Origin of the sequence: Pedobacter suwonensis (genome assembly GCF_007833675.1) — a bacterium.
Taxonomy (GTDB): domain Bacteria; phylum Bacteroidota; class Bacteroidia; order Sphingobacteriales; family Sphingobacteriaceae; genus Pedobacter; species Pedobacter suwonensis.
The window spans coordinates 4,650,572-4,665,598 of the sequence record NZ_CP031708.1 but is presented as its reverse complement, the minus strand read 5'-3'; the positions used below and the strand labels follow the sequence as shown (position 1 = coordinate 4,665,598).

The window sequence follows — 15,027 nt, the reverse complement described above, 5'->3', positions numbered from 1 at the left end:
ATTTAACAACCAAATTATTGTGTATTTTTAACACTATGAAAATTAAATTTTATTGTTAAATTGTGTTAAATTATGGGTTTTAAACAAAATGTTTAATTTCTTTGTTTTAAATTAATACATTTGCTATACCAATTTGATGAAACTCTACACTAAGATAACGTTGCTCACAAAACTTGTATGCACATGGTGCATTGTTTTGTTGTGCAGCTCAAATTCTTGGTCGCAACAAACGGATAGCATCCACATCAGCCTAAAAAGCCGGACAAAAAAAGCTGGTCGGATTCCTGAAATTAAAGCCAATATTACCCCTTACAAGCCACTCTTTATGACTACTGGCGGTTCAGGAATGTTCAATACTTACTCTACAGTAACTAAAAGCACAACCGTTGTAGCTAAAGATAAGCTATTGAATATTTTAAAAATATATCCTAATCCGGTAGAAGATCAGTTAAATATCATCCTATCTATTGGAAAAGACGGCACTCAGACTACGATTAAAATTATCGATTTACTGGGAAATGAAGTAGCAACGCTTTTGAACGAACGTTTAAATGCGGGTGAGCATACCAAGAACTTTGCCGTTCCTAGCAGGATCAACCCTGGCATCTACTTTTTAAGGGTCATTGCAGGTTCAGAAAGCCAGGTAAAACGGATCTCAGTTTTATAACACCATTTTCTTTTCTATTTTTGAATGATGCGGGTTAATTCCCCAGTTATTTTCACATATATTATAATTAAGAATGAAAATCATAGCCATTGGCAGAAATTATGCAGAGCATGCAAAAGAATTAAACAACCCGGTTCCAACCGCTCCTGTAATTTTCCTGAAGCCAGATACAGCCGTATTAAAAGACAATAAGCCCTTTTACCTTCCCGATTTTTCTGATGATGTGCATTACGAACTAGAAGTCGTTCTAAAAATCTGTAAGGAAGGAAAACACATTGCTGAAAAATTTGCAGCTAATTATTATGATGAGGTGGGTCTGGGTATTGATTTCACCGCACGCGATATCCAGGCAAAACACAAAGAAAAAGGTTTGCCCTGGGAGCTGGCTAAGGCTTTTGACAATTCGGCACCAGTTAGTATTTTCCTGCCTAAAAGCGATTACAAAGATCTCTACAATCTGAATTTCGAATTAAAGGTTAATGGCGAAAGCCGGCAGATTGGACATACCAAAGATTTGTTATTCTCTTTCGAAAAGATAATCAGTTTTGTTTCTCAATACATCACATTAAAGAAAGGCGATTTAATTTTTACCGGAACACCTCAGGGTGTAGGAAAAATAAATAGAGGGGACAAGCTGGAAGCCTGGTTGGAAGAAAAACAACTTTTAAATTTTGATGTTAAGTAACGAATGATTAACAACCCGATCCCATACAAATTAAAATTTTACATTTCAGTTTGCCTTTTAGCCGCTTCTACTTTCGTTCAGGCACAACAGATCTTCAGCAACAACAAATACCCGATTACCGATTTCAGACAGCCTTTGGATATTACCCCTCCTGCCCTGGCAGGTTCTTTTGGAGAAATCAGGGCCAATCACTTTCATTCAGGAGTCGATTTCAGGACCAACCAGCGTGAAGGTTATCCTGTTTATGCGGTTGCAGACGGATATATATCGAGGTTAAGGGTACAGAACAGCGGTTTTGGACAGGCGCTCTACATTAATCACCCCAATGGTTTTACCACCGTTTACGGGCACTTACAGCGCTTTGCTTCGAAAATTGCTACGATTGTTAAAAACCTTGAATATGAAAAGAAATCATTCGAAATTGATGAATTTCCTGATGCCATATTAATCCCTGTACATAAGGGAGAAATTATTGCCTGGTCTGGTAACCGTGGCAGCTCTGGTGGCCCGCATTTGCATTTCGAAATCAGAGATACCAAAACTGAAGAAACCATTAATCCCCAGTTTTTCGGGATCATCATTCCCGATAATATCCCCCCTGTAATCCATGGATTGTATGTATATCGGTTAAACGGCAAAACTTTTAATGAAAATACGCCAAAACAGGCTATTGGCATTAGTGGTGCCAACGGCAGTTATAAAACCGTTGCGCCCATCAGTTTAACCGGTGAGGTTGGTTTCGGCATTGTGGTAACCGACAGGCATAATGGTTTGTCAGGCACTAATGGTGTTTATTCCATCGAATTGGAAGTTGATGGAAAAAAGGTATATACTTCGGCTTTAGAACGTTTTGCTTTTGAGAACAGCAAAGCCATCAACTCACATATCGACTATCCTACCTACCTCAATACCAAAAGAAGTATCCAGAAAAGTTTTGTTGAACCTGGCAACCCGTTAAAAATTTACAGTGGTTTGGTAAATAGCGGCAGGATTAACTTCAATGATGGTACTTCACATCAGCTTCGCTATATTATTACCGATTCAAAAGGAAATACTTCTGTTCTCCCTTTTACTGTAAATGCGGGCGTAGCAACTGCTACAGTCCTTATTGTCCCTTCTGGAACAATTTATCCCTACAATAAAACAAACGAATTTACTACTGACGATATCAAAGTGTTTTTCCCGCTTGGAACATTGTATAGCGATTTAAACTTCACTTATAAAAAACTACCTAAACCTGCAGGTAATGCCTGGTCGGCTGTTCATCAGATTCACAACAGATATACACCATTGCATATCGGATTTGACATCTCCATCAAGGCTGATCAGCTTCCGGAAAACCTCAGGAGTAAAGCACTGATTGTAAATGCAAACGGTTCATCGCAGGGTGGTTTTTTCGAGAACGGTTATGTTAGGGCCAGACCAAAGAACTTTGGGAGCTTTTATATTGCCATTGATACCATTGCGCCAAGAATATCACCTGTAAATATCTCGGAGGGGAAAAATATGGCAGGTTTATCTAAAATCATTTTAAAGATCAGCGATAATCTATCCGGAATAAAAAGTTTTGATGGTTATATCGATGGTCAATGGGTATTGATGGAATTTGATGCCAAAACTGCAACACTTTGGCACAGCTTTGATGAGCGAACGCCATCTGGCAAACATTCGTTTGAACTGGTGGTTACGGATATGAAAGAAAACACCAGACGATATCCGATACATTTTTCCAAATAAGTGGTAAAAATGTTTTAAAATGTCATCTTTTAAATTCACACGAACAGGATAGTAATTTAAACTGTTTACATTGCAGCATTAATTAATAAATCCATGAACATAAAAATTGAATCATTTTATATATGGCAGAGTTAAAAGAAGGTGATCAGGCACCTGCAATTACATCAAAAGATCAAAATGGAAACGAAGTTTCGTTAAGCGATTATAAAGGAAAAATAGTTGTACTTTATTTTTATCCCAAAGATGATACCCCGGGGTGTACTGCTGAAGCCTGCGATTTTAGAGACAATTATCAAGGCTTACAGGACAAGGGAATTGTCGTTTTAGGCGTCAGCGTTGACGATGAAAAATCACATCAAAAGTTTGTAACCAAACACAATTTACCATTTACCCTCCTGGCTGATACCGACCAGAAAATTGTAAATGACTATGGAGTTTGGGCAGAAAAAAATATGTATGGCAAAAAATACATGGGCACGGTTCGCAGCACTTTTATAATTGATGGGGATGGAAAAATTATCCATATCATTAAAAAAGTTGATACCAAAAATGCCACCCAACAAGTCCTCAATTTAATCAATAACTAATTATGATATAGCAGGTAAAATATTACCTTTGTTATACAACAACAACCTCTTATTTTAATGAAACATACAATTAAAGAGCTAGAAGATATTGCCTCTCAAATCAGAAGAGATATCGTAAGAATGGTTCACGGATGCCAATCTGGTCACCCCGGCGCTTCGCTTGGATGCGCAGACTTTTTTACTGCTTTGTACTTTGAAGTGATGAACCACAAAACCGACTTCACGATGGAAGGTGCAGGCGAAGATTTATTCTTCCTTTCGAACGGCCATATTTCTCCGGTTTGGTACAGTACATTGGCTCATGCCGGTTATTTCGATAAAAGCGAACTGGCGACATTCCGTAAACTGGATTCAAGATTGCAGGGTCATCCTACCACACACGAACATTTACCAGGAATCCGTATTGCTTCAGGCTCATTAGGTCAAGGGCTATCTGTAGCTATTGGTGCTGCCTTGGCTAAAAAGTTGAACGGCGATAAATCTTATATTTTTGCCCTATTAGGTGATGGGGAATTACAGGAAGGACAAAACTGGGAAGCAGCTATGTTTGCCCCTTTTAATAAAGTTGACCATTTAATTGCATCAGTTGATTATAACGGACAGCAGATTGATGGCCCTACCAGCAAAGTGCTTGCCCTGGATGATCTACAAGCTAAATTCGAAGCTTTCGGTTGGCATGTAATCAATACTGATGGAAATGATATGAAGGCCATAGTTGAGGGTTTACATTATGCAAAAACCTTAACAGGAAAAGGTAAACCGATCTTAAATTTAATGAGCACACAAATGGGTGCCGGAGTAGATTATATGATGGGTACCCATAAATGGCATGGTACAGCGCCAAATGATGAACAATTAGCTGCTGCATTAGCGCAATTACCAGAAACTTTAGGGGACTATTAAATTAGATTTGAGACAATAGAAATGAGATTTGAGACGATTGTTCGCCTGATCTCACATCTAAAATCTCATATCTCATATCTAAAACAAAATGAAAAAATATACATATACAGAAAAAAAAGATACACGTTCGGGTTTTGGAGCTGGCTTACATGAAGCTGGAAAGAAAAACGAAAATGTGGTTGCCTTGTGTGCCGATTTAGTTGGATCGCTTAAAATGGACGCTTTTATTAAAGATTTCCCTGAGCGCTTTACACAGGTTGGTATCGCGGAAGCAAATATGATCGGTATTGCAGCGGGTATGACCATTGGCGGTAAAATTCCTTTTACCGGTACTTTTGCCAACTTCTCTACTGGCCGTGTTTATGACCAGATCCGTCAATCAGTAGCTTATTCGAACAAAAACGTAAAAATTTGTGCATCTCACGCCGGATTAACACTGGGTGAAGATGGTGCAACACACCAGATCTTGGAAGATATCGGTTTGATGAAAATGCTGCCAGGTATGGTCGTAATCAATCCTTGCGATTATAACCAGACGAAAGCAGCTACCATCGCCATTGCAGAGTACGAAGGTCCTGTTTATTTGCGTTTTGGCCGTCCGGTAATTCCTGTATTTACAGATCCGGATCAAAAATTTGAAATTGGTAAAGCCTGGATGGTTAATGAAGGAAAAGATGTGACCATTATTGCTACCGGCCATATGGTTTGGAAAGCAATTGAGGCTGGTGAAAAATTAGCTGAATTGGGTATCGATGCCGAAATTATCAACATCCATACCATCAAACCTTTGGATGATGAAGCCATTCTAACATCTGTTAAGAAAACCGGATGCGTAGTTACTTGTGAAGAGCACAATAAATTTGGCGGATTAGGCGAAAGCGTAGCTCGTTTATTAACAACTGAACTACCAACTCCACAAGAGTTTGTAGCCACTAACGATACTTTTGGAGAAAGCGGAACACCAGATCAATTAATGTCTAAATATGGTTTGGATGCCATAAACATTGTTGAAGCAGCTCAAAAAGTAATTGGCAGAAAAAAATAGATTTGAGAAATTAGATATGAGGTTTGAGAAACTATCAAATCTCATATCTCAATTCTCACATCTCAAATCTATAGGTAATGAAACAAGTTGAAGATTCAGAAATTCTTGCCATGTTTGTCGTTGAGCAAACGCGTAATGAAGCTTTTAACCTGTTACTAAAAAAATATCAGCAAAAAATATATTGGCACATCCGCAGGCTGGTTTTAAACCATGATGACTGTGATGATCTTTTGCAGGAGGTATTTGTTAAAGTCTGGAAGAATCTTGATAAATTTAGAAATGATTCCCAACTTTACACCTGGATTTACCGCATTGCCACTAACGAATCCATCACTTTCCTTAACAAACAAAAGCAGCGAAACAATACACCTTTGGATGAGGTATCGTCCGAACTTGCCGATAATTTGGTAGCAACATCTTATTTTAACGGCGACAAACTCCAGCTCAAACTTCAAAAAGCAATCCTCACCTTACCGGAAAAACAGCGCATTATCTTCAATATGAAATATTTTGATGATATGAAATATGAAGAGATTTCGGAAGTATTAGGAACCTCTGTAGGGGCATTAAAAGCTTCATTTCACATTGCTGCAAAAAAAATTGAAGCTTTTATTACAAATGATGAAATAGACTATTAAACCTTTTCATGATAATTGTATCATATATCTGTGATGAACGAAAATATAGAAAATAACGATTGGATGAATGAAGCTCCTGCACTTGCTGCTCTGGAGAAGCGTAATCCTTTCTCCGTTCCTGATGGATATTTCGAAAATTGTGAAGAAGGCGTTTTTTCTGCCATATTTTTAGATGGATTAAAGCAGAAAACAAGTAACAACGATTTTGAAGTTCCGCAGCTGTATTTTGAAGATTTAGAGGAACGCATACAAACCCAAATTACCCTGTCTGAAATACCTGTTGCAGGAAAGGCTTTCACCGTACCTGACAATTATTTCAACACACTGCAAAGCAGAATTACTGACAGAGTTGCTACATTAGAACCTAAAAAGGAAGCCAAAGTTATTCCTTTATGGAGAAGAAACATGGTTAAATATGTAAGTGCAGCCTGTTTCCTGTTAATGGCCTCTTTTTGTATTTATTTTTATCAGAATAACTCGACATCTGCCAGTTTGCAATTACCGGCAGCAGAAGCAATGGCAAACGAACAGTTATTATATGATATAGACGAAAGTACGATCATTGATCATTTAGAAACGCAAAATACCACCTCATCTAATATAAAAACAAATTCTGCGTCAGATACAGAAATGGAAAACTACATTCTGAGCAATTTCTCATCATCGGATTTAGCCCAGGAATTAAACAATTAATACAGAAATGAAGAATTTACTTTTTGTTGCTTTAATGTTTTTGTTGCCCACTACCTTACTGGCACAAAGACCAAGGGGAGAAGAAATAGAATCGCTTAAAATAGCTTTTTTTACTCAAAAGCTGGATTTATCACCAGAAGAGGCTAAGGTTTTTTGGCCAATTTATAATGATATGCAGGCAGAGCTCAATTCTTTGCACAAAGAACGCATGCAGAAAATGATCTCTTTCAGAAAAGTGGATGAAATTGATAACTTAACGGATGCGCAGGTGCAGAACCTAATTACCAGTGAGTTTGATTTCAGACAAAGAGAACTGAATCTAAATAAAAAATATTACAACAAATTCAAGTCTTCTTTGCCTATAAAAGTGGTAGGTAAGTTCTACAGGGCGCAGGAAGGTTTTAAACGTGAGTTGCTTAACAGATACAGGGGCGGGCAAAAGCCTTAACGAAAAAGACTTACAGCAATGTAGGTCTTTTTGTTTTAAAGCACCCTTCATTTCCGTACTTTTGTACCATGCTTACCCAACGTCAGTTGTTTTTACAACACAATGCACAAACCTCTCCGGAGCCCCTGATGCTCGAATTCGTAAGGGCAAAAGGCATCTACATTTACGATGCACAGGATAAAAAACATATTGATCTTATTGCCGGTATCGGCGTAAGCAATGTTGGCCATTGCCACCCTGCTGTAGTGAAAGCCATTCAAGATCAGGCAGCAACCTATATGCACCTGATGGTTTATGGTGAATATATTCAAACACCCCAGGTTAATTTTGCAAAGGCACTTGCCGAAATCTTACCGGAAAGTTTAAGCTGCACCTATTTTTTAAACTCTGGAACAGAAGCTGTAGAAGGTGCCATGAAACTGGCTAAACGTTATACCGGCCGCAAAGGTTTTATTGCCTGTAAAAATGCTTATCATGGCAGTACCCAAGGCGCGGAAAGTTTAATGGAAAGTGATTTTTATTCTGCTGGATACGGTCCTTTCCTACCGCACGTAAATTTTATTGAACATAATAATCTTGCTGACCTTGAAAAAATCACTTCAGACATTGCTGCTGTTTTTATTGAGCCTATACAAGGTGAAGCCGGAATACGTGTGGCCGATTTAAGTTACATGCAGGCTTTAAGAGCAAAATGTAACGAAACAGGAACTTTATTGATTTTCGACGAAATACAGTCAGGTTTTGGCCGCAGTGGCAAAATGTTTGCCTTTGAACATTACCAGGTTGTACCAGATGTATTGCTACTGGCAAAAGGAATTGGCGGCGGAATGCCAATAGGCGCTTTTATCAGCTCATTAGAGATTATGTCGGTATTATCGCATACGCCAATCTTGGGCCACATGACTACCTTTGGAGGTCATCCGGTTTGCTGTGCTGCCGGCTTAGCAACTTTACGCACCCTGGTTGATGATCATATTGTAGAGGAAGTAGAAGAAAAAGGCCAGTTATTTAAACAGCTTTTAAAACATCCGGCTATTAAAGAAATCAGGGGCAAAGGTTTGATGCTCGCTGTTGAGTTTGAGAATTTCGAACTTAATAAAAAAATTATCGATGCCTGTATTTTAGACGGCGTATTGTCAGACTGGTTTTTACATTGCAGCAATTCTATGCGGATAGCCCCCCCACTAATTATTACCAAAGAAGAAATTAAAGATGCTTGCGAGACCATCTTAAAAAACATTAACTTAGTTGCAGGGTAAACGCATAGCGCTGAGCGCAAAGCGCATGGCGGTAAAAAATTAAACAAAGTTAGCTGAAATGAATGTATTAATCGTTGAAGATGAAAAAAGCCTCGCGCTTGAAATGGATGAATTCCTGAGCAAAGAAGGATTTATTGTAGAGCATGCCTGGAAAAAATCTTCTGCTGAAGAAAAGATTTTTGTAAATAATTATGATTTCATTTTATTAGACCTGGGCTTGCCTGATGGCGATGGTTTTGATATTTTAAAACAGCTGAAAGCGACTAAAGACCGCGACGATGCCGTAATTATTTTAACAGCGCGCAGTGCCGTTGATGACCGGATTAAAGGCCTTGATGAGGGTGCAGACGATTATCTGCCAAAGCCGTTTTCCCTAAATGAACTTTTAGCACGTATACATGCCATTACGCGTAGAAAACATAAATTGGAAAAAAACGAGGTAAACATCCACAACTTTTTGCTCAATATTCAGAACAGAACGGTTTCTTATGGTGATGAAAGATTAAACCTTACCAAAAAAGAGTTCGAAATATTTAACTATCTGGTGTTGAACAAAAATCGTGTAGTATCGAGAATGAGTTTAACGGAACATGTTTGGGGCGATATTTTAGAGGTTAACTCTGACTCAAACTTTGTGGATGTACATGTTAAAAACTTACGAAAAAAACTCGCCGGGGTTACGCCAATAGATTGGTTTGAAACGGTAAGAAGTATAGGTTATAGAATCAATTGCTAGTGAGTTTTAGGGTTTGGCGTTTGGCGAAGAGCGTCAATTGACCAATTAGCCTGCTCACCCAACCAAAATGACACCTCATCCATCTTACGTAAACCATCATTCATCTAAATGAAGCTACAGGTTAAGTTTTCTTTATATAATGCCGTAACCAAGGTTGCCATCATTCTGGTATTGGGTGCTATCATTTTATTTTCATTAGATAGACTGGCTTACAACCAGCTTGATAACCGTTTGATTAAAAAAAAGAACAAAATCATCAAACACCTGAATGATAATGAAATCGACAGCCTTTTAAATAAAGAACAATCATTTACTGATTATAATATTTTGAAGGAAGAATTTATTGTATTAACAGTTCTTCCCGACAATCAAAAGGATTCGACAGCAAAGGTATTTACGGAAAAAAGAGAGATTGAAGGTGATATTGAAGTATACCGCATTTTAAATTATAAATTCTCTTATCACAAAAACTGGTATAACCTGGAGATCGGTGAAACCATGACAGCACTTCAGTCTATCAAAAATTCGATCCGTTTTTATATGCTGATAGTACTTGTGGCTGCATTGCTGATTACATTGATAGCCGATTACACTTTTTCTAACTTTTTACTCAAACCATTTTATCGGATTATCGATAAAAAGATTAACCTGGTTGATGATCCCAGCCATTATAATTACCAGAACATCCCAACCAGCACCAGTGATTTTAAAATCCTTGATAACAGCATAAACTCTTTAATGCGAAAAATAAATACACTTTTTGCCTTAGAAAAGCAGTTTATTGCCAATGTTTCGCATGAGTTGCTCACCCCTATTTCGATTTTAAGTACACGATTTGAAAATATGCTTAATACACCGGATATTCCCGTTGAGCATGAAAATAAAATATACGCCTCATTAAAAACCCTGAACCGCTTAAAGCTGATTATCAACAGTCTGCTACTCATTTCAAAAGTTGAAAACAATCAGTACCTAAAAACGGAAGAAATCAGCCTTAACCAAGAAATTGATGATATACATGAGGATCTGGAAGATCGGATTGCGGATAAAAACATTAGTTACAGTGCCCGCCTTTCAAAAGACTTTCATTTTACAGGAAACAAGGCACTGATACATACGCTTTTAATCAACGTCATCAACAATGCCATTAAATACAACGTTGATAATGGAACGATTACCATAACTGATAAAACTGAAAGTGACAGATATATCCTCACCATCAGCGATACCGGAACAGGTATGAGCAAAGAACTGGTAGAAAATGCTTTTGATCGTTTTAAAAGGGGAAATTCAGAAGAAAATGGATTTGGCCTGGGCCTGGCCATTGTACAAAGTATTGCCCGGTTCCATAAAATAGATGTTGATATCAAATCCGAAGAACAAAAAGGCACCAACATTTCCCTATCCTTTTCAATATAAGACTTTATTGATCAAATTATTTAACCAAATAAGATACGTTTGTATTGCCTGACTTTAAAACCAACGGTACCCTGCAAACAGTATAAAATTTTGGCAGGGGCTTTGCTTATTGTTAATTCATTTTTAATAAGCAAAACGTATTGTAATGAAAAACATTATCCCCATACTAGGAGCCGCCACTTTATTGATGGCATCATGCCAGGGCGGAACAGCCAAAAAAACACAGGCCAAAATAGATTCCACTATTGTAGCCAATGCAGCCGTGACAACTGATTCGGTTCAGTGTTACCAATACATTAAAAACCGTGATACCGCTACCCTATCGTTAAAAACATTGGATAACAAATTGACAGGTACGCTAGGCTATAAGTTATACGAAAAAGATAAAAATGCGGGTACGGTAGCCGGTATTATCAAAGGCGATACCATCATTGCAAATTACACCTTTCAATCTGAAGGCAAAACATCGGTAAGAGAAGTAGCCTTTTTGAAAAAGGGTAATCAGCTAACAGAGGGATTTGGTGATGTACAGGAAGTAAATGGAGAAACCAAGTTTAAAGATCTGAGCAAACTAAAGTTTGATGGATCAATGACTTTCGAAAAAATTGATTGTAAATAATACTTCGTCATCTTCATTCAAAAGTTGTCATTTCGACCGCAGTCGAGAAATCTGTTGTCTGGTACCATCGATTTCTCGAATTCGCTGCAATTCGCTCGAAATGAGGGTAACTTCAAAGAAATTATTAAATAAATATCCCGGGAAGTAATGAATTTACTTATTCTGGCATTGAACTATATATCCTCAAATCTTTCCCAGAATCCGTCAACAGGTAATTTGGCAAATATGTTTACCGGTTCCTTTTTTACGGGGTGTATAAACTGTAATCTACGGGCATGCAGGCAAATACTTCCCTTTCTGCTTCCTCGTGGATAACCATATTTGTTATCACCCATAATCGGACAACCCATTGAGGATAGCTGAACCCTAATCTGGTGTGAGCGGCCTGTTAAAGGATCAACTTCCAAAAGATAATAATCGCCTACTTTAGCTTTTACTTTATATGAAAGCTCGGCACGTTGACTGCCCGTAACTTCTGTGTTATAGTAAGAAACCACGTTTTTTTGTGGATTTTTAACCAGCCAGTGTACCAATGTAGCCGATTCTTTCTCCGGCTTATTCTTCACCACAGCCCAATACGTTTTCTTTACCTCCCTGTTTTTGAATACGGCATTCATACGTTCTAAAGCCTTACTCGTTTTAGCAAATAAAATTACGCCGCTTACTGGTCGGTCTAAACGGTGTACTACCCCTAAAAAAGCACCATTTGGTTTATTGTATTTTTTAGCGATATACTTTTTTACCTGCTCGTCCAATGGCTCGTCGCCAGTTTCATCAACCTGCACAATATCACCTGCTCTTTTATTAATAGCGATTAAATGATTGTCTTCAAAAAGGATGTCGTTATCGGTAATTGGCATCGGTTAGTTCATTGGTTCATCCGTCATTAGTTTATTTGATAAAGCAAATCGGCTAATGCGAAAGTTTATTGGTTAATCATTTAGCTGCTAATTGTTAATGGTTGGACGGTTATCTGCGCCTTAAAAAACGCCAAACTCGAAACGCCCAACTCCAACTTAATACTGTTCTTTTTCGTTCGGGAAATCATTTCCTTTTACATCGCGGATATAAGACTGCGCTGCACCTAAAATTTCATCGTAAAGGTTAATATATTGGCGTAAAAAGCGTGGTTTAAATCCTTTGGTTAAACCAATCATATCATTTACCACCAAAACCTGTCCGTCGCAATCTGGTCCGGCACCAATGCCAATAGTTGGAATATGTAAACTTTCTGTAACTTCTTTACCTAGTGCTGCGGGAATTTTTTCCAATACAATGGCAAAACAACCCGCAGCCTGCAAAGCCAAAACATCGCTTTTCAACTTATTAGCCTCCTCTTCTTCCTTTGCACGAACGGTATAGGTTCCAAATTTATAAATAGACTGGGGGGTTAAACCCAGGTGTCCCATGACAGGAATTCCTGCCGTAATAATTCGTTGAACAGATTCGATAATTTCTTCTCCGCCTTCCAGTTTAACACCATGAGCACCTGATTCTTTCATAATCCTGATCGCTGAATTCAAAGCTTCCTTTGAATTTCCCTGATAAGAGCCAAAAGGTAAATCAACCACAACAAACGCTCGTTTAACGGCTCTGATTACAGATGCAGCGTGGTAAATCATCTGATCTAACGTGATGGGCAAAGTTGTTTCATGACCAGCCATTACATTTGACGCAGAATCGCCAACCAATAAAACGTCCAATCCTGCATCATCCAAAATGGTTGCCATCGAATAATCGTAAGCCGTAAGCATTGATATTTTTTCACCACGCTCTTTCATTTCCTGTAAAATATGCGTGGTAACTCGTTTGATTTCTTTATGTACCGACATGGGATTTGTTTTGTGTTGTCAAAAGTATTGTTTTTTCTTTAATTAAGCTGAAAGACGAAAGGTAAAAGACCAAAGCGGTCTCAAACTAAAATCTTTTTTATACTGATGTGGCTTTAATACTTTAATCTTTTTGCTTTTAGCTTCTGCCTTATTTCATTTTTCTCTTTAGATTTCCAATCTAAAATTCTATCTTTGTACCCCGAAATGGACGGGATATCTTCATCTTTTTTTGTACCCTGCAAATACGGTTTTAATGCCGAAAGCCATTCTTTTTTCAACTCTTTTTTAAATCAAAATCCATATTGTAATTACCATGACTAACTACACCAAGTTACCTGCGATTTTATTACTGGCCGATGGCACGGTTTTTTACGGCAAAGCGGCCGGGAAAATTGGAACTACTACCGGCGAAATTTGTTTTAATACCGGGATGACAGGTTACCAGGAAATTTTCACCGATCCAAGTTACTTTGGACAGATAATGGTTACCACAAATGCACATATTGGTAATTATGGTATCCACAAAGATGAAATCGAATCGGGATCGATCAAAATTGCTGGTTTGGTTTGCAAAAATTACAATATCATTTACAGCCGTAAAGAAGCTACTGAATCTATTCAGGATTATTTTCAGAACGATAACCTGGTTGCTATTGCAGATATCGATACACGTGCATTGGTGCGCCATATCAGAGATAAAGGTGCCATGAATGCGATTATTTCTTCAGAAATCACTGATTTAGAAGAATTAAAACAAAAATTAGCTGAAGTACCTTCAATGGAAGGTTTAGAGCTTTCTTCTAAAGTAAGCACCAGCGAACCATACTTTTATGGCAATCCTGAGGCGAGCTTGAAAGTAGCAGCACTTGATTTAGGCATCAAGAAAAACATTTTGCGCAGCTTTGAAAACCGCGACATCTATGTTCAGGTTTTTCCGGCTAAAACCACTTTTGCCGAAATGGAAAAATTTAGCCCTGATGGTTACTTTATTTCAAACGGCCCCGGCGATCCTTCGGTAATGCCTTATGCAGTGGAAACGATCAAAGAAATTCTAGCAGTTGACAAGCCATTATTCGGGATCTGCTTAGGTCACCAACTATTGGCCGAAGCTAACGGCATCGGCACCATGAAAATGTTTAACGGTCACCGTGGCTTAAACCATCCGGTTAAAAACATCATCAAAAACCACTGCGAGGTTACCTCACAGAACCATGGTTTTGGTGTAATACCTGATGAAGTTAGAAACTCTGACAAGGTAGAAATTACACATGTTAACTTAAACGATAAATCAATTGAGGGTATCCGTGTTAAAGGCAAAAAAGCATTCTCGGTTCAATATCACCCAGAATCTTCTCCAGGTCCACACGATTCACGTTACTTATTCGATGATTTTGTTGAGGTAATGAAAGGTGAGTTAGCCTGGTAAAAAATTATTTTTTATATAAAGTATTAAAACACTGCTCATTTCTATTGGCAGTGTTTTTTTTATTTAAATTAGAATTTTCTAGGCACTTACTTTGAAAAAAAGATACCGGGTTACCAAAATCCCAGGAAACAAAGGTTGCAATATGAGTGCATTTATAGAAAATCATATGCTATGCCGAGCAATAAAATCCAAACCAGTGATACATTCATTTTTTCAAAAAAATAATATTGTTTTGATGAAGCTTTTAATCAGGCAAAAAAACAACTACAAAACAGATTCGATAAATTAAAACATTATAATTGCAACCCTAAAAAATAATAAGTGATGGTTTAC

17 protein-coding genes are annotated in these 15,027 nt (G+C 37.9%); 14 read left to right on the top strand and 3 right to left on the bottom strand.

The window, feature by feature from the left end; all coding sequences use genetic code 11:
- The first annotated feature begins 136 nt into the window (after positions 1-136).
- From DV942_RS19305 to DV942_RS19245, 13 genes are all read left to right on the top strand, one after another.
- The gene (locus tag DV942_RS19305) at positions 137-667 is read left to right on the top strand and encodes a T9SS type A sorting domain-containing protein (protein ID WP_145860271.1); all 531 of its coding nucleotides are present in this window, start codon (positions 137-139) and stop codon (positions 665-667) included.
- 73 nt (positions 668-740) lie between these two features.
- On the top strand, positions 741-1,352 hold the full coding sequence (locus tag DV942_RS19300; RefSeq protein WP_145860269.1) for a fumarylacetoacetate hydrolase family protein: 612 nt from the start codon (positions 741-743) through the stop codon (positions 1,350-1,352).
- 3 nt (positions 1,353-1,355) lie between these two features.
- Positions 1,356-3,089 carry a M23 family metallopeptidase gene (locus DV942_RS19295; RefSeq protein WP_145860267.1) on the top strand — a complete coding sequence of 578 codons (1,734 nt, stop codon included), beginning with the start codon at positions 1,356-1,358 and terminating at the stop codon, positions 3,087-3,089.
- Positions 3,090-3,211: 122 nt separating this feature from the next.
- Entirely contained in the window at positions 3,212-3,676 is a 465-nt protein-coding gene (gene bcp / locus DV942_RS19290) for a thioredoxin-dependent thiol peroxidase (protein ID WP_145860265.1), read from the top strand.
- A gap of 57 nt (positions 3,677-3,733) precedes the next feature.
- On the top strand, positions 3,734-4,579 hold the full coding sequence (locus tag DV942_RS19285) for a transketolase (RefSeq protein ID WP_090986113.1): 846 nt from the start codon (positions 3,734-3,736) through the stop codon (positions 4,577-4,579).
- An 88-nt stretch (positions 4,580-4,667) separates the two neighbouring features.
- Positions 4,668-5,624, top strand: coding sequence for a transketolase family protein (locus DV942_RS19280; RefSeq protein WP_090986115.1), 957 nt, complete (start codon positions 4,668-4,670; stop codon positions 5,622-5,624).
- Positions 5,625-5,701: 77 nt separating this feature from the next.
- On the top strand, positions 5,702-6,262 hold the full coding sequence (locus tag DV942_RS19275; RefSeq protein ID WP_145860263.1) for an RNA polymerase sigma factor: 561 nt from the start codon (positions 5,702-5,704) through the stop codon (positions 6,260-6,262).
- A 33-nt stretch (positions 6,263-6,295) separates the two neighbouring features.
- Complete coding sequence (locus tag DV942_RS19270) at positions 6,296-6,955, top strand: hypothetical protein (RefSeq protein ID WP_145860261.1); 660 nt, start codon at positions 6,296-6,298, stop codon at positions 6,953-6,955.
- Between the two features lie 7 nt (positions 6,956-6,962).
- Positions 6,963-7,403 (top strand): hypothetical protein, encoded by a 441-nt coding sequence (locus DV942_RS19265; protein WP_090986121.1) that lies wholly within the window; start codon positions 6,963-6,965, stop codon positions 7,401-7,403.
- A gap of 68 nt (positions 7,404-7,471) precedes the next feature.
- Complete coding sequence (locus DV942_RS19260; RefSeq protein ID WP_186462349.1) at positions 7,472-8,662, top strand: aspartate aminotransferase family protein; 1,191 nt, start codon at positions 7,472-7,474, stop codon at positions 8,660-8,662.
- A 58-nt stretch (positions 8,663-8,720) separates the two neighbouring features.
- Positions 8,721-9,398, top strand: coding sequence for a response regulator transcription factor (locus DV942_RS19255; RefSeq protein WP_090986123.1), 678 nt, complete (start codon positions 8,721-8,723; stop codon positions 9,396-9,398).
- A gap of 108 nt (positions 9,399-9,506) precedes the next feature.
- The gene (locus tag DV942_RS19250; RefSeq protein WP_145860259.1) at positions 9,507-10,817 is read left to right on the top strand and encodes a sensor histidine kinase; all 1,311 of its coding nucleotides are present in this window, start codon (positions 9,507-9,509) and stop codon (positions 10,815-10,817) included.
- 145 nt (positions 10,818-10,962) lie between these two features.
- Positions 10,963-11,436 carry a hypothetical protein gene (locus DV942_RS19245; protein ID WP_145860257.1) on the top strand — a complete coding sequence of 158 codons (474 nt, stop codon included), beginning with the start codon at positions 10,963-10,965 and terminating at the stop codon, positions 11,434-11,436.
- 173 nt (positions 11,437-11,609) lie between these two features.
- Here DV942_RS19245 and DV942_RS19240 read toward each other — a convergent pair whose 3' ends face one another.
- From DV942_RS19240 to DV942_RS23585, 3 genes are all read right to left on the bottom strand, one after another.
- Positions 11,610-12,296, bottom strand: a complete 687-nt coding sequence (locus tag DV942_RS19240; protein ID WP_145860255.1) for an RluA family pseudouridine synthase — start codon at positions 12,294-12,296, stop codon at positions 11,610-11,612.
- Between the two features lie 156 nt (positions 12,297-12,452).
- Positions 12,453-13,268 (bottom strand): 3-methyl-2-oxobutanoate hydroxymethyltransferase, encoded by an 816-nt coding sequence (panB, locus tag DV942_RS19235; protein ID WP_145860253.1) that lies wholly within the window; start codon positions 13,266-13,268, stop codon positions 12,453-12,455.
- A 113-nt stretch (positions 13,269-13,381) separates the two neighbouring features.
- Positions 13,382-13,546: a hypothetical protein gene (locus tag DV942_RS23585; protein ID WP_186462348.1), complete on the bottom strand. Its 165-nt coding sequence runs from the start codon at positions 13,544-13,546 to the stop codon at positions 13,382-13,384.
- A gap of 35 nt (positions 13,547-13,581) precedes the next feature.
- Between DV942_RS23585 and carA the strand changes: the two genes are divergently transcribed.
- A complete protein-coding gene (gene carA, locus DV942_RS19230; RefSeq protein ID WP_090986133.1) occupies positions 13,582-14,694 on the top strand; it encodes a glutamine-hydrolyzing carbamoyl-phosphate synthase small subunit in 1,113 nt (370 codons plus the stop codon).
- The last annotated feature ends 333 nt before the right edge of the window (positions 14,695-15,027 follow it).